Below are 22,608 nucleotides of genomic sequence, written 5' to 3' on the forward strand. Positions count from 1 at the left end.
GCCCCGTTGGCTCCTCGCAATGACGGGGAACCAGACAGCAGGAAACGCCCATGCCCTACGCCGATGGTTTCGTCGTTGCCGTGCCGAAGAAGAAACTCAAAGCCTATGCGCAGCTCTCCAGGAAGGCCGGCAAGGTCTGGTGCGAGCATGGTGCGCTGGATTATCGCGAATGGGTCGCCGACGACGTCAAGCCGGGCAAGCTGACCTCGTTTCCGCAGAGCGTGAAACTGAAGGCCGGCGAAACCGTCGTGTTCGCCTGGATCACTTACAAGTCGCGCGCCCAGCGCGACAGGATCAATGCCAAGGTGATGGCCGATCCTCGCCTGGCATCGATGGGCACGGGCGACGTGCCGTTCGACGCCAAGCGGATGATCTATGGCGGCTTTGCGAGTCTCGTGAAGATCTGAGGCGGCACGCTTTCGCCGCAATCCGTGCAGTAACCGCCTGTTAAACATCGCGACCGGCAAGCGGCGCGTTGCCGCTTGCGTTTGCTTGGTGATCCCGTATACTTTGCATTACAAAGTTCGGGCGAATCATGCGCGACCTCGACAAGGCGTTGGCCGATATTCTCGCGATCCGCAGCCAGATTGCGGCGGGAACCGCATTCCGCGGCTACGGTCCGGCGACGGTTGCCGCCACCAGCGGCATCGCGCTGGTCACGGCGCTTGCGCAATATCTCTGGCTCGATGATCCGACCCATCATCCGATCGTGTTCCTCGCGGGCTGGGCGGTCGCCGCGTTGCTGTCGGCGGTGCTGATCTGGATCGAGATGCAGGCGCGCTCGCGGCGGCATCATTCAGGCCTTGCGGACGCGATGGTCCAGCAGGCGATCGAGCAGTTCGTTCCCGCTGTGATCGCCGGCGTGCTGCTCGCGATCCTGCAGTGGAAATTCGCGCCCGAGACGCTGTGGATGCTGCCCGGCCTGTGGCAGGTGCTGGTCAGCCTCGGCGTGTTCGCCTCGGTCCGCCTGCTGCCGCGCACGATCGCGCTCGGCGGCGCCTGGTATTTCCTGTCGGGGTTCACGGTGCTGCTGATCGCAAGCCAGAGCCACGCGCTGTCGCCCTGGACCATGGGCCTGCCATTCGCGATCGGCCAGTTGCTGCTCGCAGCGCTGTTGTATTTCGCTTCCGGAGGCAATGATGTCGAAGACTGACGTGACTACCGCGCCATTTGCCTATGATGGCCTCGACCGCGTCATCCACGAGAAGGCGCGGCTCGGCCTATTGACCTCGCTGATGGCGCATCCGAAGGGACTCGCCTTCGCCGATCTCAAGCAGCTCTGCGGCCTGACCGACGGCAATCTCAGCCGGCATCTGCAGGTGCTGCAGGAGGCCGGCCTCGTCGACGTCATCAAGGGCTATGAAGGCAATCGTCCGCATACCACCTGCCGCCTGACGAAGAGCGGCCGCCGCCGCTTCCTCGATTATCTCGCCGTGCTCGAGCAGCTGGTGCGCGACGCGGCCAAGGCCGCCGGCAAGCACGAAGGCGCGCCCGGACGTCTCGGCGTTCAGACGATTTGATTATTCCATTTTTTACCCGGAGACTTTGTGATGCAAAGTAATGTTGCGCTCAAACCGGAAGCCGTGGCGAGGCTCCATGTCGGTATCATCATGGACGGCAACGGCCGTTGGGCGACGCGGCGCGGCCTGTCGCGCCTGCGCGGACATGAGGCGGGCGTCGAGGCGATCCGCCGCATCGTGGAGGCTGCGCCGGATCAGGGCGTCGGCACGCTGACGCTCTACGCGTTCTCGAGCGACAATTGGCGCCGTCCGAAGGCCGAAGTCACGGCGCTGATGGGGTTGCTGCGGTTCTATCTCGCCAACGAGATCGCAGCCCTCGTCCGCAACGGCGTTCGCCTTACGGTGATCGGCCGCCGCGACCGGCTGCCCGACGGCATCGCCGCCGCGATCACGCGCGCCGAGGCCGAGACTGCCGACGGCACCACGCTGCATCTGCGCATCGCGATCGACTATTCGGCGCGCGACGCCATCCTGAACGCCGCCGCGCGCGCCGCTGGCGCTGGCCAGCTGAGCCGCGAGGCCTTTGCCGATCTCATCACCGGCGAGGCCGGCCTGCGCGATGTCGACCTGATCATCCGTACCTCGGGCGAGAAGCGGCTGTCGGACTTCCTGCTCTGGGAAGGCGCCTATGCCGAGCTGCATTTCACCGAGCGGATGTGGCCCGAATTCGATGCCGACGATCTCGCCGACGCGCTCGCTTCCTTTCATCGCCGCGAGCGCCGCTTCGGCGGGCTGACCGCGATCGCGCCGGCGCCGGCGCCGAACTTCTAGCGCGCGGTTGCGGTAGTTGTTCCAAAAGCCCGGCCGGGGGGTTGGGCTCTCTTCCACAAGATGCGGGGACGAACGATCACGCCAATCAAAGCGGGAGCGATCATCCATGCGCATTCTTCTCATCAACGTGCCGCATCCGGCGATCGGCAGCCGGATCCCCGACGACCATTTGCCGCCGCTCGGCCTGCTGTCGATCGGCGGTCCCCTGATCGATGACGGACATGAAGTCCGGCTTCTCGATGCCGAGTTCGGGCCGATGCCGCTCGCCGCAATCCTGGCGGAGGCATCGCGATTTTCACCGGATGCGGTGTTGTTCGGCCATTCCGGCTCGACCTCGGGCCATCCGGTCATCGCGCAGGTGGCGCAAGCGATCGTCAAGGCCTTGCCCAGGGCGCTGATCGTCTATGGTGGCGTATTCCCGACCTATCACTGGCGCGAGATTCTGCGCGAGGAGCCTTACGTCACCGCGATCGTGCGCGGCGAGGGCGAGGAGACTGCGCGCCGTCTGATGCGGGCGCTGGAATATGGCGGCGATCTTGCCGGCATCGATGGCATCGCATTCCGCGACGATGATGAGCCGCGTGCCACGCGGCCCGCGCCGGTCATCCGCGATCTCGATGCCTATCGGGTCGGCTGGGAACTGATCGATCACGCGCGCTACAGCTACTGGGGCGGGCTGCGCGCCGTCGTGGTGCAGTTCTCGCGCGGCTGTCCGCATCTCTGCAATTATTGCGGCCAGCGCGGCTTCTGGACGCGATGGCGGCACCGCGATCCCGTGCGTTTTGCCAGGGAATTGGCACGGCTCAATCGTGAGCACGGCGTCAAGGTGATCAATTTCGCCGACGAGAATCCGACCGTCTCGAAGAAGACCTGGCGGACCTTCCTCGAGGCCCTGATCGCGGAGAACGTCGATTTGATCCTGGTCGGCTCGACCCGCGCCGACGACATCGTCCGCGATGCCGACATTCTGCATCTCTACAAGAAGGCGGGCTGGCAGCGCTTCCTGCTGGGCATGGAGAACACCGACGAGAAGACGCTGGAGCTGATCCGAAAGTGCGCGACCACCACGATCGATCGCGAGGCCATTCGCCTGATGCGCCAAAACGGCATCCTGTCGATGGCGACCTGGGTGGTCGGCTTCGAGGAGGAGACTGATCGCGATCACTGGCGCGGCCTGCGGCAGCTGTTGTCCTACGATCCCGATCAGATCCAGATGCTCTACGTCACGCCGCATCGCTGGACGCCGTATTTCCGTCTCGCGGCAGAACGGCGCGTCATCCAGACCGATCGCCGGCTCTGGGACTACAAACATCAGGTGCTGGCGACACGGCACATGCCGCCGTGGCGAGTGCTGTTCTGGTTCAAGTTCACCGAGATGGTGCTGCAATGCCGCCCGAAGGCCTTGCTCCGCGTGCTGCTGCATCGCGACGCCGGACTTCGTCATGCCATGCGCTGGTACACGCAGATGGGACGCCGGGTCTGGCCGCACGAGATCCTCGGCTTCCTGCGGGCTCACCGGTTGAGGCACGGGCCGACGGTGCGGGAATTTTGGGGCGCGCCGCAGGATATGGAAGAGGAATCGATGTCGTCGCAGCGGCCCGAGCGCCGTGTCGGCACATCACGCGCAGCGTAAATCGATACCGCCATGCCGTCTTCTGGATAACTGGCGCTGATGACTGGACGCCTGAGTCATCAGCGCGATAATTTCCAGGTCGGCTGCGCAGAACAAAAAGAACCGTGGCGGTCGAGGCTTTGAGTTGAGCATACAGGTTGCGATTCTAAAGATATTGGCCAGTCACGTCAGCGGCAGAGCCACGCTCGATTCACTTAAGCATGACCTCGCTATTCTCTCAGCGAGCGGCGACGATTGGCATGCGCGGATCAAGCGCCTGGCGTCGCGGGTTCCCGAACTCGACATCTTTAGCAATCGCTATGTGCTGCGTGACGTCGAAGGCTGGGAGATCACAATGGCCGGTCGCGAGTTCCTGCGCGCGCTGGAGGCCGTCACCCAAGACAATCTGCCGCGTGCGCCATTGGCCGAATCCGCAATGCGCGAAGAGGGCAAGCTGATCGTGGTCGGTCACCGCTTCAGGAACAGGGCACGGCCGCAACGTGACCCGGAGCCGAGCGCATCGGTACGCCGCCGGCCGTTCCGCGAGCCGCGTTGAACCTCAAAGCCCCGCGCGCGACCTACCTTCGGGACGTGGCTCTGGAGGTCGCAAATGACTGCTTTGGCTCAATCGATCGCACGCGTGTTTCCGGCCAATTCGCTTCGGAGCAGCATCGCCCGGCATGTCCTGCTGTTCGCCTTTGCGGGCCTGTTCGTCGCGGTGCTCAGGGCAAGCTATGGCCTCGATCTCAGCGCCGGGTTCTTCTAGCCGCGATGAGTTTTCCGTCGGCACGTTATATTGGGTTAACCGGACCGGGATAGCTAATCGCACGCTTTCCTTGCATCTCGAACCTGGGCCGATCTTCCATGGACAAGCCGATGCGCTGCCAGTGCGGCAGGACGCGCACCATTGCGCTCGACAAACATTTCCGGACCGCGCTGGTTTGCCCCAAATGCGATGAGATCGAGGCGGCCGGGCCGGTCAAGCCGGAGGAACCGGTGTTGACCGCACGATAGCGCGGTCGTTTTCGGCGCCGAAACACGCTAGGTTCCGTCTGACGAAACGGTTCAAAGCGAAACCCGATGCCGCATCCTTCCGATACTACCGCCGTCACCCTCGCTGACGTGCGCCGTGCCGCCGACGTGATCCAGGATTCGGTCATGGTCACGGCGTGCAACGAGAGCCGCACGCTGGGCGAGATCTGCGGCTGCCGCCTGTTCCTCAAATTCGAGAACCTGCAGTTCACCTCGACCTTCAAGGAGCGCGGTGCGCTGAACAGGCTGCAGGCGCTGACCCCCGAAGAGCGCAAGCGCGGGGTGATCGCGATGTCGGCCGGCAATCATGCCCAGGGCGTAGCCTATCACGCCAAGCGGCTCGGCATCCCCGCCACCATCGTGATGCCGACAGGCACGCCGATGGTGAAGATCGAGAACACCAGGCGGCACGGCGCCGAGGTCATCATCACCGGGCAGACGCTCGAAGAATGCTTCGCGTTCGTCAGCGCGCATGCCGGAGAGCGCGGCCTGATCCTGATCCATCCCTATGACGATCCGCTGATCATTGCCGGGCAAGGCACGATCGGGCTCGAGATGCTCGCGGCGGTGCCGGAGCTCGATATCCTGGTGGTGCCGATCGGCGGCGGCGGGCTGATCTCGGGCATCGCCACGGCCGCGAAGGCGATCAAGCCGTCGGTGCAGGTCATCGGCGTGCAGGCCCAGCTCTATCCGTCGATGTACAATGCCGTCAAAGGGGCGCAGCTGCCGATGCGCGGCGATACGCTCGCCGAGGGCATCGCGGTCAAGTTGCCGGGGCAGATCACCACCAAAATCGTTCGCGAGCTCGTCGACGACATCGTGCTGGTCAGCGAGGACCAGATCGAGCGCGCGGTCGCGACCCTGATCTCGATCGAGAAGACGGTGGTCGAGGGCGCCGGCGCCGCCGGCCTCGCGGCGGTGCTCGCGGCACCCGGGCGCTTTGCCGGCCGCAATGTCGGCCTCGTGCTGACCGGCGGCAATATCGACACCAGGCTGATCGCCTCGGTGCTGACCCGCGAGCTGGCGCGCGAGGGGCGGCTGACCCAATTGGCGCTCGACATCGTCGACCGGCCCGGCCAGCTGGCGGCGGTGTCGATCCTGCTCGCGGATGCCGGCGCCAACATCATCGAGGTCTCGCATCAGCGCACCTTCTCCGACCTGCCGGCAAAGGCGACGCTGCTCGAGCTCGTGATCGAAACCCGCGACCGCGCGCATCTGGAGGAGGTGTTGGCCCGGCTCGGTGCCGAAGGATTTGCGGTGCGGGAGAGCTAGCTAGCAGCGCTTTGCGCACCCGCGAGTCGAAGCACCTGAACCGTCATCCTGAGAGGATGTGAGGCTATATCCTCGTCCACCGCTGTCATCGCCCGGCTTGACCGGGCGATCCAGTACGCCGCGACCTCTCGGCTCAAGCACCGCGGTCTCTGGGATACTGGATCACCCGCATGCGCGGGTGATGACACTGAGCAAGCTGAGCAATCACCCCGTCATCCTGAGGAGCCGCGAAGCGGCGTCTCGAAGGATGAATCGGCCACCAGCCGGGCCGTGCATCCTTCGAGACGCGCTGCGCGCTCCTCAGGATGACGGGGTTGGGTTCTCGGACTGGGCTCAGTCGTCACCCGCCGCGAGCTCGGCGAGCTTCGCGATCGTGTTGATGTTGCGCGCGGTGCCGTTGGCGGCGGCGGGGATCTTCAGCTTCGAGCGGCCCATGCCGATGCCATAGGCGACATAGATCTCGCGCTTGCCTAGCTGCATCTGCTCGTCCTGCTGGCCCTTGATGTCCTTCAGGGCGTCCTTGGCCGGCGGCCCGTCGAGGAAGATCGCGACCGTGGTGTTCGGGGGCGCTTTCGGAAACGGATTGGCGTTCAGCACCGCGGCGATCTCCTCCGCGCTCCGCACCGCGACGCCGACCGGTTTGCCGGCATAGGCGTGCAGCCGCTTCTCAAGCGCGGCCTTGACCTTCGTTGCGCCGAGCTGCGAGGAGAACACGACATTGCCGCTGGCGATATAGGTCTGCACGTCGGCAAATCCCGCGTCGAGGCACATCGCCTTCAACTCGGTCATCGGCAGCTTGCCGGTGCCGCCGACATTGACCGCGCGCAGCAAGGCGACATAACGCGGCATCACGAACTCACGTCAGCAGCAGCGCCATGCCCGGATCGCCCTTCTGCATCGCGCGCTGATAGGCCGGGCGCGCGGCGATGCGGCCGAGATAATTCCTGATGTTGGGGCAGCGGCCGAGGTCATAGGGCAGGAAGTAACGCATCGTCGTCAGCGAAAAGCCGATCATGATATCGGCCGTCGTGAACACCTCGCCCGCGAGATATTCGGCGTCGCGTGCCCGTGCCTCGATCAGGTCGAACGAGCGGTCGACCCGCGCCCGGGTCGCGACCAGCATCGGATTGTCGGCCGCGAGGTTGAGGCGGTTCAGGATCATGCTGCGGCCCATCTGCGCCTGCAGCGTGCCGTTGGCGAAGTGAAACCAGTACAGGAATTGCGCGAAGTCGGGATGGTCGGGCTGCGGCGTCAGCCGTCCATTGCCGTACCTAGCGACGATGTATTCGACGACCGCGCCGGATTCGGCCAGCACCAGCTCGCCGTCGGTGATGACAGGCGCGGTGCCGATCGGGTGCAACGCCTTGTAGTCGGCCGGCGCCAGCATCGTGACCGGATCGCGCGCGGTGCACTTCAGCTCGTACGGGATCGCAAGCTCCTCGCACAGCCAGACGATCCGCTCCGATTGCGACTTGCCGAGATGGTGAACGGTGAGCATGCGCGCTCCTTTCAGGCGTCCGCTTTCCTCTTCGCAGGCTTGCCGGCCGGCGGCGGCTCTTCCATCGCCTTCTTCATCGCGCGGGCATAGGCGTCGGCGGCGTTCTCCGCGGAATTCTGCAGCCGCTTGGCGGTCGCGGTCGCGTTCAGGATCGTGCTCTTGGCGAGGAAGCGGAAGCGCGCCTTGGTCTCCTTGTCCTTGGCCTTGGCGGCGCGCGCGACCCAGACGGCCTGGCGCTTCTTGGCGGCCGCCATTACGGCCTTGGTCTGCGCTCTTGCGGTTTGCCGGATGACGGCGTCGAGGTCGGCTTCGGCCATTCAGATACACTCATTGACTGGACGTACGCCGGGGTGGGCGCACGGTGGGAGGAGGGGGAGGTATCACTAGCGCAACCCGCGCCGTTTGAACATGCGATCCTTTGCGATACCCTCGAGGGGCGTGGGCCGCGGGATGGTTGCACGTTGTATCGGGCGTGCAGTTCGGCGTGATATAGCGGGCCCGGCCGGGGGCCGCGCAGTCGGGGCGAGGTTTCGACGCAAGCTATCAGCCGAAGGAGCCTGCTCGGCGGCGTTGCCCTGCTGGCGGCGTCGCCTTCACTTGCCGCGGTGACGGCCGAGCAGCTGTCTGTCGATGCTGGCGAAGGCCGGGTCGCGGCGTGCCGGTTTGCCTCGGAGCGCACCGGCAAGCGGCCGGCCGTGCTTGTCCTGCACGGCTCGCGCGGCTTCGATCTCAGGCCGCGGGCCTATGCGCGTTATGCCGATGCGCTGACGGCCGACGGCATCGACGCCTATTTCGTTCGCTACTACACCCCGGCCGACGCGCAGGCATTCAGGACGCTGAACACGCGCGAAACCCGCGAGGCCTACGAGACCGGGCGTTTCGACGCCTGGGCCGCGCGGGTCTCGTCGGTGCTGTCAGCGGTGCTGGCGGGCGCGGACAGTTCCGGCCGGATCGGACTGCTCGGCTTTTCGCTTGGCGGCTACGTTGCCGCGGCCGCGGCGGCCCGCGACGAGCGGGTATCTGCGCTGGCCGTGCTGTATGGCGGCATGCCCGACAAGATCGCGCCGCAGGTCAAGCATCTGCCGCCGATGATCGAGCTGCACGGCGAGGCCGACCGCAACGTGCCGCTTGCCAGCGGTGAGGCGCTGGTCAGGCTCGGCAAGTCGGTCGGCGCCGCGGCGGAGATTGTCCGATATCCGGGCAAGGCGCATGGTTTCGATTTCGCCGACAGTGATCCAACGACTGCCGATGCGGTTAACCGTGTTGCCGGTTTCTTCCAGGCTCGTCTGAACGCAGCTTGAGTCTCAGTCCACAGACGAACCCGGCGGCACCTTGGCGCCGGCGAGCAGTCCGGCCAATTCCACCTGTCGGCCCAGCCCGGTCTTCGCCAGCACGGCCTTGAGCTGGTTGCGCACCGTTTCGCGGGAGACGCCGAATGCGACGGCGATGGCCTCGACGGTTCGTCCCTCGCCGATGCCGCGCGCAACGCGCGCCTCGGCCGGCGTCAGGTCGAACAGGCCCTGCAGCACTTCCGCGGTCGGCACCTCCGATGGCACCACCGGCGTCACGATCACGATCGCCAGCGCACGGTCGAACAGATCGCGCGCTGCGCCCTGGATCGGGACCAGATGCACGATCAGGGGCGGACGATCGTCCTGTGCCGTGATCGGGACCGAGCGAACCTCGACGCCGATGAGACCCTGATCGAGCGCGGCCAACGCCTGCGCGAACAGCGCGTCGGCGGCGGTTGCCGCCAGCGTCAGGCGATCGCTGCGATCCTGCATCACATCGGGCACCAGGCGGTCGAAAAGCGTGTTGGCCGTCATCAGACGGCCGCCGCGCCGCAGCACCGCCGCGGGCAGTCCAAGCATCGCCAGCGACTCGGTTGCCGCCCTGGCGCGCTCCATTCCGAGCCGCGCCGACAACAGCGCCGCCCGCGCCAGATGCGGGCGCAGCGCGTCGAGCTGCTCGATCGCTTCCCGCTCGATCGGTCCGTGCTGGTATTCGCGTTCGACGCTGTAGATCAGCACGTCGCCGCTCGGCACTGAAATCGCGGTACCGGCGCCCCATCCGAGCCCGCGCGGGCGGAAGAACTCGCGGATCTGGAAATCCTGCTGCACTTCCTCGGGCGTATCGAACACGTCGATGTCGCGCAGGAAGCCGGCATGGTTGGCCGCCAGCAGGCGCGGCAACCTCCCGTTGCGCTCGTGCCAGCCGCCTTCGACATAGGCAACCGTGTCGTCGTGCATGTCGGGGGATGCGACCCAGCGGACGTCGTGCGGGGCTGCCGTCAGCAGCACGATGCCGCGCGCCCGCGCGATCCCGCCGACCTGATGCAGCACGTTCGGCCAAAGCTCGGGGACGACCGCGGCCTCATAGGCCAGTTCAATCAGATGCTCGTGCAGGTCGTTCGCCATCGGCCATTCCAGGAAACATTGCTGCCCAATAGATTAACCCATCGACCGCGAAAGTTATTGCGTAAAGCAATTCAGCCCGAGCCACGAGTCCGGGCTTTCCCGGTGCGCGGCCAGGGTGCACCGCGGGGATCACGGCGTTTCGCCGGGCTCGTTCGCGGCTTTCGCGCGGGCGCGGAGGGCCTCCCGCGTTTGGCTGCGACCCGGCGCGCGCCGGCCGGCGCAGCCTGCGCCCAGACGGCGAGTTCGTCGGGCTCATCGAACAGCCGTTCCGGCAACCGCCAGGATGCGAGATCGATGGTCGCGCCCTGCTTGGCGTAGTTGAGCGGTGGGCTCGCCGCCGCCTTGAAGGTCTCACGGTTCTGGTCGTCGACCCGCACGTAGATTGCCTACAAGTTCCGGCGAGATCGGCACGTCGGTCGTGCTGTCGCGCGTCGCTTATCTTGCGACCGACATTTTCGGCTTCGATCGCAGCCACAATATCGTGCAGCCGAATGCGTTCTTCACGGTGAAGAGCAACGGCGTCGAAGTCGAAGGCTCCGTCTCGCCATACCCTGGGCTGAACGCGTAGATCGGCTTCCAGAAGAAGCTCGATTTTGGCGACGCGCCGAAGGCCGCCGATGCCAAGGTCGCCGGGATCAAGCCCAAGACGTAAAGATCGAGACGTGAAGACCGGAGACTTGACGATCAAGGCCTGACCGATCATCGCCGCGTGTGGCGAAATTGAACCCGCGTGACAATCAGACATATTTCCGAAGCGTCTCGAAACGTATTCGGCATGAATTGCTGCGGCGCGAGGCCAACAAGCGTCACACGTTTGCAACGCTGCGCGCGATCCTTCGACCATGAACATGCTTTAATTTGTATCCGCGCGACTTGTCGTGCCTGCTAGGCGGCGATCCGTGACATGCAGTCGAGCCATCGCCGGCTCGGGGAGGGCCGATGATCAGCCGCAGGGCGCTTTCCGGATTGTTGATGACGCTGGTCGGGCCCTCGTCGGTCACCCGCAACACGCTGACGCTGGGTCACTGCCAGGGATCGTGCGCGAACGTCGATCTGCCGGCGCTGGGCTACGATACGTTCTGCCGGTCGTTCTTCGATATCGCGACGCGAGGAAAGCTGCGCGCCGTCGCCACCGGCCCGGACATTCGAAGGGAGATGCGGTCGCTGTTCCGGGGGCGGCGGCTCTATCGGCCATCGCACGACGAGATCCGGATTCTCTGGCGCGGCACCGCGGATGGATTCTCGGTCGTGAAGGTCGAGTTCGATCTGGAATGCGGCGTGCCGGTGCGCGGATGTCTCGGGATTCCCGACGGCGCGTTCAAGGGATTGATCCTGCTCGGCCATGGCATGGCGAGCACGCCGGAGCGGTGCTTCGATGATGCCGACAAGGACTACATGAACGCGCTCGGCAAGCAGCTTTGCCAGGATGGTTATGTCGTGTGGTGCCCCTACATCGTGCAGATGGGAAATCAGGAAAGCCAGAACAACATCGCCGCGATGCTGGCATCCCATGGCGTCTCCGCGCACAACGTGTCGTGCGCATCGATCGACGCCGGCGAAACCGTCTGCCGGAAGTTGACCGGCGCGTCCGGTCTGAATGTCGGCGTCTATGGGGTGTCCTCGGGCGCCTTTCTCGCGCTGCACCTGGAAGCCGCGACGGGGCGGATGCGGCCGACTGTCGCCTCCGGATACATGCGTGACGAGAGGAAGTTTCTGATGTCGTCCGTCATCAGCAAGAATCTCGGCATCGAACTTGCGGCCTACATTCATTTCGCCAACAGCCGCGCCAAATACACCGGCGCAGAGTTGGCGTATCTGCTCTGTCCGTGTCCGCTGTTCGTCGAGATCGGCAGCCGCGATGCTGCAAACGCGATCGATCTCGGGCGGGATGAGAAGTTCGCGGAAATGCAGTCCATCTATATATCATCGGCCCATCAGGGTCTGATCGACTTGGACGTCTTCGACGGCGTGCACGAGGCCAGCGGCAAGCGCGCAAGGCCATGGCTGTACGGCCATCTGGCATCGCCGGCCTATCAGGAGACATCTCGCTTGAAGAATGCGATCGCTTTGTGAGGGGCGGCAGCCGTCCTCGCTGGGCTACGCTACCGGGCCCGCACCATCCTGCAAGCACCCGCGCCTGACTTCGATCAGGTCACGCTTATCGCGCGTCACATTCCTGAGAGCTTTCGGCACCCGCGACCTGTGCCGGGGCGGACGGCATGGCTGCAATCGCCACACAGCATCGCAGCGTCGAGACGTTTCTCCAAGCGGCCTGTTGCCGGGATCGACGAAGCGGGCGAGCACGCTACAGGATTGTCGGATTGGTCGCGTTATGATCTCCTGTGTTGCATCTAGCCCATCCTGACCTTCTCGGTCTGAGGGAACTCGACGTCATATCCGTCTCGTAGAGCTTGTTGGTAGCCGAAGGGTGGGACAGCATGAGTGGTACGGAACGAATGCTCGGTGGATTGGCAGGGCTTTTCGTATCGGCGGGATTGGCGGCCATCGGGATTTCGGCGGCCCATGCGCAGGCGGGTCCGCCCGGGCCTCCTGCCGTGGGCGTGTTCGAGGCGGTGAAGCGGCCGGTGACCGAGACCAATGAATTTCTGGGACGCATCGAGGCCCCCAACCGCGTCAACGTGGTGGCGCGCGTCACGGCGTTCCTTGAGAAGCGGAACTTCGTCGAAGGCTCCGAGGTCAAGGCCGGTGACCTGCTGTATCAGCTCGAGCGCGGGCCGTTCGAGGCCGACCTGGCATCGAAGAAAGCGCAGGTCGCCCAGTTGCAGGCGACGCTGGTCAACGCCAAGCTGACTACCGATCGCGCCAAGGCCCTGATGGGCGGGCCGGCCGGCCAGCAATCGAACGTCGACGCGGCGGTCGCCAACCAGCAGAGCCTCGAGGCACAGGTGCAGGCCGCGCAGGCGCAGGTCGACCTGTCCCAGATCAATCTCAATTATACCCTGATCCATTCTCCGATTGACGGCAGGATTGGACGCACCTCGGTCACGGAAGGTAACGTCGTGACGCCGAGTTCGGGAACGCTGACGACCATCGTCAGCCAGGATCCGATGTATGTCACGTTCCCCGTGTCGGTGCGCGAGGCGCTCGACCTGCGCGACCGCTATGCGACACGCGGTGGCTTCAAGGCCGTCGTCATCCGGCTGCGCCTGACGAACGGGCGGCTGTACGAGAAGACCGGTGAGCTGAACTTCGTCAACAACACCATCGCGCAGAACACCGACACCATCTCCTTGCGCGGCACCATCCCCAACCCATCGACATACACGTCCGTCGCAACCGGCGGCTCGATCCGGGAGCTCACCGACAATGAATTCGTGACCGTGCTGTTGGAGGGCGTGCAGCCGGTCGAGGTGCTGGCGATCCCGCGTTCGGCGGTGCTGTCGGACCAGCAGGGGGAATATGTCTACGTCGTCGGCGCGGACAACAAGGCCGAGCAAAAGCGGATCCAGCTTGGCCAATCGACCGCGACGATCGCGGCGGTGACGAGCGGCATCGCGCTCGGCGACAAGGTCATCGTCGAGGGATTGCAGAAGGTCAGGCCGGGCGAGGTGGTTGCGCCGGGACCCGCCAGCGCGCTGATCCAGTCGAGCATGAAGGTTTCGGCGGACGGCGGCGCCAGCAGCACGCCGAAAGCGACAGGCAATAACCCATGATTTCCGCTGTCTTCGTCGATCGTCCGCGGCTTGCGATCGTCATCGCGTTCGTGATCACGATCGCGGGCGCGCTGGCGCTGATGCAAATCCCGGTCGCCCAGTTCCCGGACATCGTACCGCCGCAGGTGACGGTATCGGCCGTATTCCCCGGTGCTTCGGCCGAAGTCGTCGAATCGAGCGTCGCCCAGCCGCTGGAAGCGCAGGTCGTTGGCGTCGACAAGATGCTCTACATGAAGTCCACCAGCGGCAATGACGGCAGCTATACGCTGACGGTCTCGTTCGCGCTCGGCACCGACCCCGATATCAACACCGTCAACGTCAACAATCGGGTGCAGAGCGCGCTGGCGCAATTGCCGACCGAGGTACAGGCACAGGGCCTGACCGTGCAGAAGAAATCCTCGGCCGTGCTGCAGTTCATCGTGCTGTACAGCAAGAGCGGCGAGCAGGATCCGCTGTTCATCACCAACTATGCCATCATCAACGTGCTGGACGCGATCTCGCGCACGCCCGGCGTCGGACAGGCCTCGCTGTTCGCCAAGCTGAACTATTCGATGCGGATCTGGTTCGACACCCAGCGCCTGACCAGCCTCAATTTGGCGCCGTCGGACGTGATCGCTGCGATCCGTGCCCAGAGCGTGCAGGCGCCGGTCGGCCGCATCGGCGCGCGTCCGATCAGCAACGACCAGCAATTCCAGTTCAACGTGCAGACCCAGGGCCGCCTGACGACATCCAAGCAGTTTGGCGACATCGTGCTGCGGGCCAATCCGGACGGATCGGTGCTGCGGATCAGGGACGTCGCAACCGTCGAGATCGGCGCGCAGAACTCGGACTCGGAGTCGCGGATCGACGGCAATCCCGGCGTGCCGATGGGCATCTATCTCGCACCCGGCGCCAACGCCGTGACCACGGCCAAGGCCGTGCAGGCCACGCTTGCGAAGTTGTCGGAGCGGTTCCCGTCGGGGCTGACCTACCTTGTACAGTACGACTCCACGACATTCGTCTCCGATACGATCAAGGAAGTGATGAAGACGCTCGGCGAGGCCTTCGTGCTCGTCGTGATCGTGGTGTTCCTGTTCCTCGGCAATCTGCGCGCCACGGTAATCCCGGCAGTCGCGGTTCCGGTCAGCCTGATCGGCGCCTTCGCCGTGCTGCTGGCGCTCGGCTATTCCGCCAACACCGTCTCGCTGCTGGCGATGGTGCTTGCGATCGGCATCGTGGTCGATGACGCCATCGTCGTGGTCGAGAACGTCGAACGCGTCACGGAGGAGGAGCCGGAGCTGTCGCCGGCCGACGCCACCAAGAAGGCGATGGCGCAGATCACGGCGCCGATCATCGCGATTTCACTGGTGTTGCTCTCGGTGTTCGTGCCGATTGCATTCATTCCCGGCATCTCAGGTACGCTGTTCCGCCAGTTCGCGGTGACGATCAGCGCCGCGATGGTGATCTCGGCGCTGAATGCGCTGACATTGTCGCCGGCGCTGTGCGCCGTATTCCTGCGTCACAGCGGGCCGCGCCGAGGCATCATGGGACGGGTGCTCGGCGGTATCGATTGGGTGCGCGACCGTTATGCCGGCGTGGTGCAGCGGCTGGTCCGGGTGGCGGTGTTGTCATTGGTCGCGGTGCTGGTGTTTGCCGGCGCGGTGTTCGGCGTGTCGAAGGTCACGCCGACCGGATTCCTGCCCGAGGAAGACCAGGGCGCCTTCTTCATCGCCGTGCAGCTGCCTGACGGCGCCTCGGTGGCGCGCACCAGCGAGGTCACCAAGCAGGTTGAAGCGATCCTGAAGAAGAACCCGGCGGTCGACCATGTGCTGTCGATCATCGGCTTCTCGCTGCTCGACGGCGCCAGCGAGCCCAATTCGACATTCATGGTGGCGCGCATGAAGGCGTTCGCCGACCGCAAGGCCGTCACCGACTCGGTGCAGGCCGCGATTCGGCAGACCTTCATCGCGGGATCGCAGATCCGTTCGGCCTCGGTTCTGCCGTTCAACCTGCCACCGATTATCGGGCTCTCGACCTCCGGCGGCTTTGAATATCAGCTCGAGGCGCTGGAAGGGCAGGATCCGGCTTCGCTCAGCAGCGTGATGGGCGGGTTGATCGGCGCTGCGAACCGCAATCCAAGTCTGACCCGCGTGTTCTCGACCTTCACTGCGACCAACCCATCGGTCTATCTCGATATCGACCGCGCCAAGGCACAGGCGCTGGGCCTGAACATGGCCGACGTGTTCACCGCGCTGCAGGCCACGCTCGGCGGCATCTATGTCAACAATTTCAACCTGTTTGGCCGCACCTGGCAGGTCAACGTGCAGGGCGATGCGGCTAACCGCGGCGACATTCCCGACATCTGGCAGATCTATGTGCGCAACACCGGCGGCGAGATGGTGCCGATCCGCTCGATCGCAAGCCTGCGGATCGTCACCGGCCCGCAGGTGATCACGCGCTACAACAATTATCGCTCGGTCACGGTGAACGGCAGCCCGGCGGCGGGCGTGTCCTCGGGCACCGCGATTGCGACGATGGCCGACCTGTCCAAGACGACGCTGCCTTCAGGCTACTCTTACGAATGGACCGGCACGGCCTATCAGGAGCAGGCGGCTTCCGGCCAGACCGGCATCATCCTCGCGCTCGCGGTGCTGTTTGCCTATCTGTTCCTGGTGGCGCTGTATGAGAGCTGGACGATCCCGATTCCGGTGCTGCTGTCGGTTACGGTCGGCGTGCTGGGCTCCTATCTCGGCATCAAGCTCGCCGGCCTCAATCTCGATCTCTACGGCCAGATCGGTCTCGTGGTGCTGATCGCGCTCGCCGCCAAGAACGGCATCCTGATCGTCGAATTCGCCAAGGAGCAGCGCGAGGCCGGAAGGCCGATCGCGGAGGCCGCGACGATGGGCGCGCAAATGCGCTTCCGCGCGGTCATGATGACCTCGATCGCCTTCATCCTCGGCCTGGTGCCGCTGGTGGTCGCGACCGGCGCCGCGGAGATCAGCCGCCGTGCGGTCGGCACCGCGGTGTTCGGCGGCATGCTGGCCGCCAGCTCGATCGGCATCTTCCTCGTGCCGATGCTGTTCGTCACCTTCCAGGGCTGGCGCGAGGGTGTAAAGAACCGCTTCGGCCGTCGAGGCAAGTCGGAACAGCCGGCGTCGCATTAGCGCGTGATCCCGAAAGATCATGCGTGAACAACGAGCCAATGTGCGATGACGATCCAGCCTAATCCCATCGCGCATTAGCGCCGCGGGTGAGGCGGGGCTATACTGCCCGCTCCATCGATGGAGTTCCGGATTGAGCGTTGCCTTTACCAAGGAAGAAAGTGCCGAGACCGCGTCCGAAACGCTGTTGCCGGACCGCCCCATTTCGCCGCATCCCAATCTGGTGACCGAGGCGGGACGCAAGGCGCTGGAGCGCCAGCTCCTGGAGGCACGCGAGGCCTATGCGGCAGCGCAGCAGCTGGACGACGTCAACGAACGGCGACGGCAGTCGGCGGTGCCGTTGCGCGACACACGCTATCTCACCGAACGGCTCCGCACCGCGCAGGTCGTCCCCGACCCCGCCTCGACAGCAACCGTTGCCTTCGGCAGCACCGTGACGTTCAGCCGCGCCGATGGGCGCGTGCAGAGCTACCGCATTGTCGGCGAGGACGAGGCCGATCCAAAGGCCGGCTCGATCTCCTTCGTCTCGCCGGTAGCGAGATCGCTGATGGGCAAGGCCGTGGGCGACGTTGCGGGCGCGGGCGATCAGGAGCTGGAGATCGTGGCGATCGCCTAGCGGATCGCAGATCCCGATCACGCCGCCGGCAGGGCAAGCCGCTCGATCGTCTGAATATGCCGTGCGAGCAGGCTGCAGGCTTGCTCGATGTTGCGCGCGCGCAGCGCCTGCAGGATCACGCGATGATCCTGGCTCGGCCGCGGCCGCCAGCCGGCGTTGCGCGCCATCGCGAACACCAGTCGTGAATTTGCGAGCTGCAAGCCGTCGAGGCTCGCGAGCAGACGCGGCATCGCGCAAGGCGCCACCAGCGCATGATGGAAGGCGCGATTGGCCAGTTCGAATTCCTGAACCGTCTCGGCATTGTCGCCTTCGATCAGCGCGACCTCGATCCGTGCCAGATGGGCCGACGTGTATCTGGCAGCAGCATTGCGCAACGCGACCACCTCCAGCGCGGCGCGCATCTCGGCGATCTCCTTCACCGACCTGGTGTCGAGCGGAGCAACCCGCACCCCGCGCCGCGGCACGGCCACGACGAGATGCTGCGCCTCCAATTGCCTGAAGGCCTCGCGCACCGGGACATGGCTGGAATGGAATTCCCGCGCGACGTGGTCCTGCCGCAGCGGAGCATCCGGCGGCAATGCCCCGCTGATGATGCGCTCGCCGATCGCCTCGGCGATGCGCCCGGCAGTCGTCGTGTTCTCGCCTTCGCTGGTCATAGATTATCTATCATAAAAACGGGTGCGCTCTCGGCCGGGCTCGGCTAGCATTATTCTAAGTCCAATATCATAGATAACATACAAGATTATCTATGATCTACACAAGCAAGAAGGCAAGCCGATGGTTGATGTCGTTGAGATCGAACGGACCGACAGCCGCAGCAGCGCACCGCTCCGCAAGAACTGGGAGCGTGCCGAGGCCGAGGCGCTCTACAACCTGCCGTTCGCGGACCTGATGTTCCAGGCGCAAGGCACCCATCGCGCCAACTTCAATCCGAACCACGTCGAAACCGCGAGCCTGCTCAGCATCAAGACTGGCGGCTGCCCGGAAGACTGCGGTTACTGCTCCCAGAGCGCGCATTACGACACCGGCCTGAAGGCAACCCGCCTGATGCCGCGGGACGAGGTGGTCGCGGTTGCGCAGCGCGCCAAGGACGCCGGCGCAACCCGTTTCTGCATGGCCGCGGCCTGGCGCAGCCCCAAGGACCGCGATCTCGATCAGGTCTGCGACATGGTCAGCGCGGTGAAGGGGCTGGGCATGGAAACCTGCGTCACGCTCGGCATGCTGACGCCTGATCAGGCTGAGCGCCTCTCCGACGCCGGGCTCGATTTCTACAACCACAATGTCGATACCTCGCCGGAGTACTACGACAAGATCATCACCACCCGCACCTTGCAGAACCGCATCGACACGCTCGCGCATGTGCGCGACGCCGGCATCAAGGTCTGCTGCGGCGGCATTATCGGCATGGGCGAACAGGTCGAGGACCGGCTCGGCATGCTGATGCTGCTTGCCAATCTCCCCAGCCATCCGGAGAGCGTGCCGATCAATCTGTGGAACGAGGTCAAGGGCGTGCCGGTCAACGACACCGCCGAGCGTCCCGATCCGATTGCGCTGGTGCGGCTGGTTGCGACCGCGCGGATCATGATGCCGCAGAGCGTAGTCCGGTTGTCGGCCGGACGGCAATACATGACCGATGAACTGCAGGCGATGTGCTTCCTCGCCGGCGCGAATTCGATCTTCATCGGCGATGTGCTGCTGACCACCAAGAACCCGCAGCGCGATCGCGACGCCGATCTGCTGGATCGGCTCGGCATCACATCCCGTCTCGCCTGACTGCAACCTTCGGCACTTGCGCGGCGTCGTTCGCCGCGCGATAGAGCGTTTTCGAGCGAAGTGGATACCGGTTCGCGTGAAGAAAACGCGTCAAACAAATCTGCCACCATCCTGAGAGTCAAGCATGAGCGCAATCCATGCGGCCAAGGCCGCTGATTACGCCGCGGCCTTGCACGCCTTGAGCAAGGACGATCGGCTGCGCGGTCTCAAGCCGCGCGCGGGCATCGATTTCGTATCGAACGACTATCTGGCGCTGGCGAGTGCGCCGCGCATCAAGCAGGCCGTTTCTGCCGCGCTCGCGGCCGGCACGCCGATTGGCGCCGGCGGATCGCGGCTATTGCGCGGCAATTGCGAGGAGCACGAACGGCTGGAGGCCGAGGCCGCCGCGTTCTTCCGTGCCGAGACCGCGCTGTTCTTCGGCGGCGGCTACGTCGCCAATTTCGCCGTGCTGACGACGCTGCCGCAGCGCGGCGATCTGCTCGTCCTCGATTCGCTGGTGCATGCCAGCATCCATGAAGGCGCGCGGGCCGGCCGCGCTGCGTTCCGGTTCAGCGCGCACAACGATCCCGGATCGGTTGAAGACACCATTCGCGGCTGGCGCGCCGAGGGCGGAACGGGCCGGGTCTGGATCGTGGCCGAAAGCGTCTACAGCATGGACGGCGACGTCGCGCCGCTCGACGACCTCGTCGCCATCGCCGAGCGGCACGAGGCGTTCCTGATGGTGGACGAAGCGCACGGCACCGGCGTCTACGGCGAACAGGGGCGCGGGTTGACGGCGCCCTATGAAGGGCGCGAGAATCTCGTGATCGTTCATACCTGCGGCAAGGCGCTGGGCGCCGCGGGCGCGCTGGTCACGATGTCGACCGTGCTGCGCGACTTCATGGTCAATCGCTGCCGCCCGTTCATCTTCGCCACCGCGCCGTCGCCGCTTGTGGCCGTCGCCGTGCGTGAGGCGCTGCTGATCCTGCAGCAGGAGCCCGAACGCCAGCAGCGCCTGGCAAAGCTGGTCGCGTTCACGCATCGCGAGCTCGATCTGCGCGGCTTGCGCAGTCCGTCGCGCTCGCAGATCGTGCCCCATATCGTCGGCGACAATGCGCGCGCGATGCTGCTTGCCTCGGCGTTGCAGGCGCGCGGCTTCGACATCAGAGGTATCCGCCCGCCGACCGTGCCGGCGGGCACCGCGCGGCTGCGTATCGCGCTGACGCTCAATGTCGGCGAGGACGACGTGCGCGCGCTGCTCGATGCGCTCGTCGAGGAGACGAAGGGCCGGTCGCGATGACCAGCCGGATCGTGGTGACCGGCACCGATACCGGGATTGGAAAGACGATCTTCTCCGCGGGCCTCACCGGTTTCCTCGGCGCGAGCTACTGGAAGCCGGTTCAGTCCGGCCTCGAGGAAGAGACAGATGCGCAACTGGTGGCGCGGCTTGCGGGTCTCGCAGCAGACCGCATCTTGCCGGAACGCTACCGGCTTCGAACGCCGGCGTCGCCGCATCAGTCCGCGGCGATCGACGGCATGCGCATCGATCCTGCCGCGCTCAACGTGCCCGCTGCCTGTGACCGGCCGCTGGTGATCGAGGGCGCCGGCGGGCTGATGGTGCCGCTGAATGACGACACGCTCTTTATCGACATGTTCGAGCGATGGCGGCTTCCGGTCGTGCTCTGCGCCCGCACGGCGCTCGGCACCATCAATCACTCGCTGCTGTCGGTCGAGGCGCTGCGCAAGCGCAACATCGATGTCCTCGGGATCGCCTTCATTGGCGAAAGCAATCCCGAGAGCGAGCGCGCCATCTGCGAGCTCGGGCAAGTCCGCCGGCTGGGCCGGTTGCCCTGGCTGTCTCCGCTCGCAGCAGACACGCTGCAAATGGCCTTCAACGCCTCGTTCCGGCACGGCGATTTCAACGCATGATATCAGCTCAGAAATCGCCGATCTGGCACCCGTTCACGCAGCACGCACTGCACGACCGGATGACCAGGATCGTGCGCGGAGAGGGCGCCTATCTCTACACCGCGGATGACCGCCGCATCATCGATGCGATCGCATCCTGGTGGGTCGTGACCCACGGCCATTGCCATCCGCATATCGTGCGCGCGATCCAGAACCAGGCCGAACAGCTCAACCAGATCATCTTTGCCGGCCATACCCACGATCCGGCCGAAGAGGTGGCCGCGCAGCTCCTGAAGCTTGCGCCGCGCGGCCTGGAGTATGTGTTCTTCTCCGACTCTGGCTCGACCAGCGTGGAAGTGGCGCTGAAGATGGCGCTCGGCTACTGGCACAATATCGGCGTGCCGCGCACGCGGATCATCGTCATGCAGCACTCTTATCACGGAGACACCGTTGGAACGATGTCGGTCGGTGCGCGCGGCGTCTTCAACAAGGCCTACGAGCCGCTGCTGTTCGACGTCGAATCGATCCCGTTTCCTGCCGCAGGCCACGAGCAGGCGACGCTCGATGCACTCGAGGCCGCGTGCAAGACGGAGACCGCGGCAGCGTTCATCGTCGAGCCGCTGATCCTGGGCGCGGGCGGGATGCTGATGTATCCGCCCTCGGTGCTGAAGGAAATGAAGCGGATCTGCGAAGCCCATGACGTGCTGTTCATTGCCGACGAGGTGATGACCGGCTGGGGCCGGACCGGCACCTTGTTCGCGTGCGAGCAGGCCGACATCACGCCCGATATCGCCTGCTATTCAAAGGGCCTCACCGGTGGATCGCTGCCGCTCGCGGTGACGCTCTGCCGTGCCGAGATCTACGACGCGCATTATTCCAGCGATCGTTCGCGGATGTTCTTCCATTCCAGTTCCTACACGGCGAACCCGGTCGCCTGCGCGGCGGCGAGGGCAAACCTCGAGCTCTGGCAACATGGCGCGGGCGAGCGCGCCACGTCGCTCGCCGCGATGCAGGAGCGCCTGATCGCGCCATTCCGCGCCGATACACGCTTCGAGAACGTCCGCCGCACCGGGACCGTCACCGCGCTTGACCTGAAGGCAAGCGATGCCGGTTATCTCGCCGGCATCGGCCCAAAACTTCAGGCCTTCTTCGCGCGTCGAAACCTGCTGCTGCGTCCGCTCGGCAACACGATCTATGTCATGCCGCCCTACTGCGTGACGGAGGCGGACCTCGTTGAGATTTATGCCGCGATCGCGGACGCAGCCGACGAGCTGGCCTGACGGTGCGCCTTGCGCGCCTGAAATCCCGTGACTGACGATTTGCATCGCGTGCCGTTCTGCACGCGATGGGTTCTCATACGAAATCGGCGTGCCGTTGCGGGCACGCCGATAGGCCG

25 protein-coding genes are annotated in these 22,608 nt (G+C 65.1%); 19 read left to right on the forward strand and 6 right to left on the reverse strand.

All coding sequences use genetic code 11. The annotated features are described in order from the left end of the window. The first annotated feature begins 50 nt into the window (after positions 1–50). The 9 genes from ACE10Z_RS00885 to ACE10Z_RS00925 all read left to right on the forward strand — a co-directional run bounded on the left by ACE10Z_RS00885 (position 51) and on the right by ACE10Z_RS00925 (position 6,207). Positions 51–407 carry a DUF1428 domain-containing protein gene (locus ACE10Z_RS00885; RefSeq protein ID WP_375786263.1) on the forward strand — a complete coding sequence of 119 codons (357 nt, stop codon included), beginning with the start codon at positions 51–53 and terminating at the stop codon, positions 405–407. A gap of 128 nt (positions 408–535) precedes the next feature. Then, the gene (locus ACE10Z_RS00890; RefSeq protein ID WP_375786264.1) at positions 536–1,153 is read left to right on the forward strand and encodes a hypothetical protein; all 618 of its coding nucleotides are present in this window, start codon (positions 536–538) and stop codon (positions 1,151–1,153) included. Further along, entirely contained in the window at positions 1,140–1,520 is a 381-nt protein-coding gene (locus ACE10Z_RS00895) for a transcriptional regulator (protein ID WP_223971751.1), read from the forward strand. The genes ACE10Z_RS00890 and ACE10Z_RS00895 overlap by 14 nt, the downstream gene beginning before the upstream one ends. Positions 1,521–1,550: 30 nt before the next feature. Beyond that, the gene (locus ACE10Z_RS00900; RefSeq protein ID WP_375786265.1) at positions 1,551–2,291 is read left to right on the forward strand and encodes a di-trans,poly-cis-decaprenylcistransferase; all 741 of its coding nucleotides are present in this window, start codon (positions 1,551–1,553) and stop codon (positions 2,289–2,291) included. A 106-nt stretch (positions 2,292–2,397) separates the two neighbouring features. Further along, positions 2,398–3,924 carry a magnesium-protoporphyrin IX monomethyl ester anaerobic oxidative cyclase gene (bchE, locus tag ACE10Z_RS00905; RefSeq protein ID WP_375786266.1) on the forward strand — a complete coding sequence of 509 codons (1,527 nt, stop codon included), beginning with the start codon at positions 2,398–2,400 and terminating at the stop codon, positions 3,922–3,924. Positions 3,925–4,078: 154 nt separating this feature from the next. Then, entirely contained in the window at positions 4,079–4,459 is a 381-nt protein-coding gene (locus ACE10Z_RS00910) for an aminoacyl-tRNA deacylase (RefSeq protein ID WP_375786267.1), read from the forward strand. 54 nt (positions 4,460–4,513) lie between these two features. After that, positions 4,514–4,669: a response regulator gene (locus ACE10Z_RS00915; protein ID WP_375786268.1), complete on the forward strand. Its 156-nt coding sequence runs from the start codon at positions 4,514–4,516 to the stop codon at positions 4,667–4,669. Positions 4,670–4,767: 98 nt separating this feature from the next. Further along, positions 4,768–4,917, forward strand: coding sequence for a hypothetical protein (locus ACE10Z_RS00920; RefSeq protein WP_375786269.1), 150 nt, complete (start codon positions 4,768–4,770; stop codon positions 4,915–4,917). 66 nt (positions 4,918–4,983) lie between these two features. After that, positions 4,984–6,207: a threonine ammonia-lyase gene (locus ACE10Z_RS00925; protein WP_375786270.1), complete on the forward strand. Its 1,224-nt coding sequence runs from the start codon at positions 4,984–4,986 to the stop codon at positions 6,205–6,207. A gap of 333 nt (positions 6,208–6,540) precedes the next feature. Here the strand turns inward: ACE10Z_RS00925 and ACE10Z_RS00930 are convergent, their stop codons facing one another. The 3 genes from ACE10Z_RS00930 to ACE10Z_RS00940 are packed head-to-tail and all read right to left on the reverse strand — an operon-like array spanning position 6,541 to position 8,022. Beyond that, the gene (locus ACE10Z_RS00930) at positions 6,541–7,056 is read right to left on the reverse strand and encodes a DUF1697 domain-containing protein (RefSeq protein WP_375786271.1); all 516 of its coding nucleotides are present in this window, start codon (positions 7,054–7,056) and stop codon (positions 6,541–6,543) included. Between the two features lie 7 nt (positions 7,057–7,063). Next, on the reverse strand, positions 7,064–7,705 hold the full coding sequence (locus tag ACE10Z_RS00935; protein WP_375786272.1) for a glutathione S-transferase family protein: 642 nt from the start codon (positions 7,703–7,705) through the stop codon (positions 7,064–7,066). Positions 7,706–7,716: 11 nt separating this feature from the next. Continuing rightward, entirely contained in the window at positions 7,717–8,022 is a 306-nt protein-coding gene (locus tag ACE10Z_RS00940; protein WP_375786273.1) for a hypothetical protein, read from the reverse strand. A gap of 288 nt (positions 8,023–8,310) precedes the next feature. On the opposite strand from ACE10Z_RS00940, the gene ACE10Z_RS00945 reads away from it, so the two are divergent. Then, a complete protein-coding gene (locus ACE10Z_RS00945) occupies positions 8,311–9,006 on the forward strand; it encodes a dienelactone hydrolase family protein (protein WP_375786274.1) in 696 nt (231 codons plus the stop codon). A 3-nt stretch (positions 9,007–9,009) separates the two neighbouring features. Here the strand turns inward: ACE10Z_RS00945 and ACE10Z_RS00950 are convergent, their stop codons facing one another. Further along, a complete protein-coding gene (locus ACE10Z_RS00950) occupies positions 9,010–10,122 on the reverse strand; it encodes a helix-turn-helix transcriptional regulator (protein WP_375786275.1) in 1,113 nt (370 codons plus the stop codon). Between the two features lie 71 nt (positions 10,123–10,193). Continuing rightward, on the reverse strand, positions 10,194–10,499 hold the full coding sequence (locus tag ACE10Z_RS00955) for a TfoX/Sxy family protein (RefSeq protein WP_375786276.1): 306 nt from the start codon (positions 10,497–10,499) through the stop codon (positions 10,194–10,196). Between the two features lie 5 nt (positions 10,500–10,504). Between ACE10Z_RS00955 and ACE10Z_RS00960 the strand changes: the two genes are divergently transcribed. From ACE10Z_RS00960 to greA, 5 genes are all read left to right on the forward strand, one after another. Beyond that, complete coding sequence (locus ACE10Z_RS00960) at positions 10,505–10,690, forward strand: hypothetical protein (protein ID WP_375786277.1); 186 nt, start codon at positions 10,505–10,507, stop codon at positions 10,688–10,690. A 371-nt stretch (positions 10,691–11,061) separates the two neighbouring features. Beyond that, on the forward strand, positions 11,062–12,195 hold the full coding sequence (locus ACE10Z_RS00965; protein ID WP_375786278.1) for a hypothetical protein: 1,134 nt from the start codon (positions 11,062–11,064) through the stop codon (positions 12,193–12,195). 365 nt (positions 12,196–12,560) lie between these two features. Further along, positions 12,561–13,796, forward strand: a complete 1,236-nt coding sequence (locus tag ACE10Z_RS00970) for an efflux RND transporter periplasmic adaptor subunit (protein ID WP_375786279.1) — start codon at positions 12,561–12,563, stop codon at positions 13,794–13,796. Further along, a complete protein-coding gene (locus ACE10Z_RS00975) occupies positions 13,793–16,939 on the forward strand; it encodes an efflux RND transporter permease subunit (protein WP_375786280.1) in 3,147 nt (1,048 codons plus the stop codon). Before ACE10Z_RS00970 ends, ACE10Z_RS00975 begins: the two co-directional genes overlap by 4 nt. Positions 16,940–17,069: 130 nt before the next feature. Further along, the gene (gene greA / locus ACE10Z_RS00980; RefSeq protein WP_375786281.1) at positions 17,070–17,552 is read left to right on the forward strand and encodes a transcription elongation factor GreA; all 483 of its coding nucleotides are present in this window, start codon (positions 17,070–17,072) and stop codon (positions 17,550–17,552) included. A 17-nt stretch (positions 17,553–17,569) separates the two neighbouring features. On the opposite strand, the gene ACE10Z_RS00985 is transcribed toward greA, so the two are convergent. Further along, on the reverse strand, positions 17,570–18,208 hold the full coding sequence (locus ACE10Z_RS00985; protein ID WP_375786282.1) for a GntR family transcriptional regulator: 639 nt from the start codon (positions 18,206–18,208) through the stop codon (positions 17,570–17,572). Between the two features lie 121 nt (positions 18,209–18,329). Between ACE10Z_RS00985 and bioB the strand changes: the two genes are divergently transcribed. From bioB to ACE10Z_RS01005, 4 genes are all read left to right on the forward strand, one after another. Continuing rightward, positions 18,330–19,325, forward strand: coding sequence for a biotin synthase BioB (gene bioB / locus ACE10Z_RS00990; RefSeq protein ID WP_375786283.1), 996 nt, complete (start codon positions 18,330–18,332; stop codon positions 19,323–19,325). Positions 19,326–19,449: 124 nt separating this feature from the next. Continuing rightward, positions 19,450–20,604, forward strand: a complete 1,155-nt coding sequence (locus tag ACE10Z_RS00995; protein WP_375786284.1) for an 8-amino-7-oxononanoate synthase — start codon at positions 19,450–19,452, stop codon at positions 20,602–20,604. After that, positions 20,601–21,233: a dethiobiotin synthase gene (bioD, locus tag ACE10Z_RS01000; protein ID WP_375786285.1), complete on the forward strand. Its 633-nt coding sequence runs from the start codon at positions 20,601–20,603 to the stop codon at positions 21,231–21,233. The genes ACE10Z_RS00995 and bioD overlap by 4 nt, the downstream gene beginning before the upstream one ends. After that, the gene (locus tag ACE10Z_RS01005; RefSeq protein ID WP_375786286.1) at positions 21,230–22,492 is read left to right on the forward strand and encodes an adenosylmethionine--8-amino-7-oxononanoate transaminase; all 1,263 of its coding nucleotides are present in this window, start codon (positions 21,230–21,232) and stop codon (positions 22,490–22,492) included. Before bioD ends, ACE10Z_RS01005 begins: the two co-directional genes overlap by 4 nt. The last annotated feature ends 116 nt before the right edge of the window (positions 22,493–22,608 follow it).

Source organism: Bradyrhizobium sp. Pha-3, assembly GCF_042258615.1.
GTDB lineage: Bacteria > Pseudomonadota > Alphaproteobacteria > Rhizobiales > Xanthobacteraceae > Bradyrhizobium.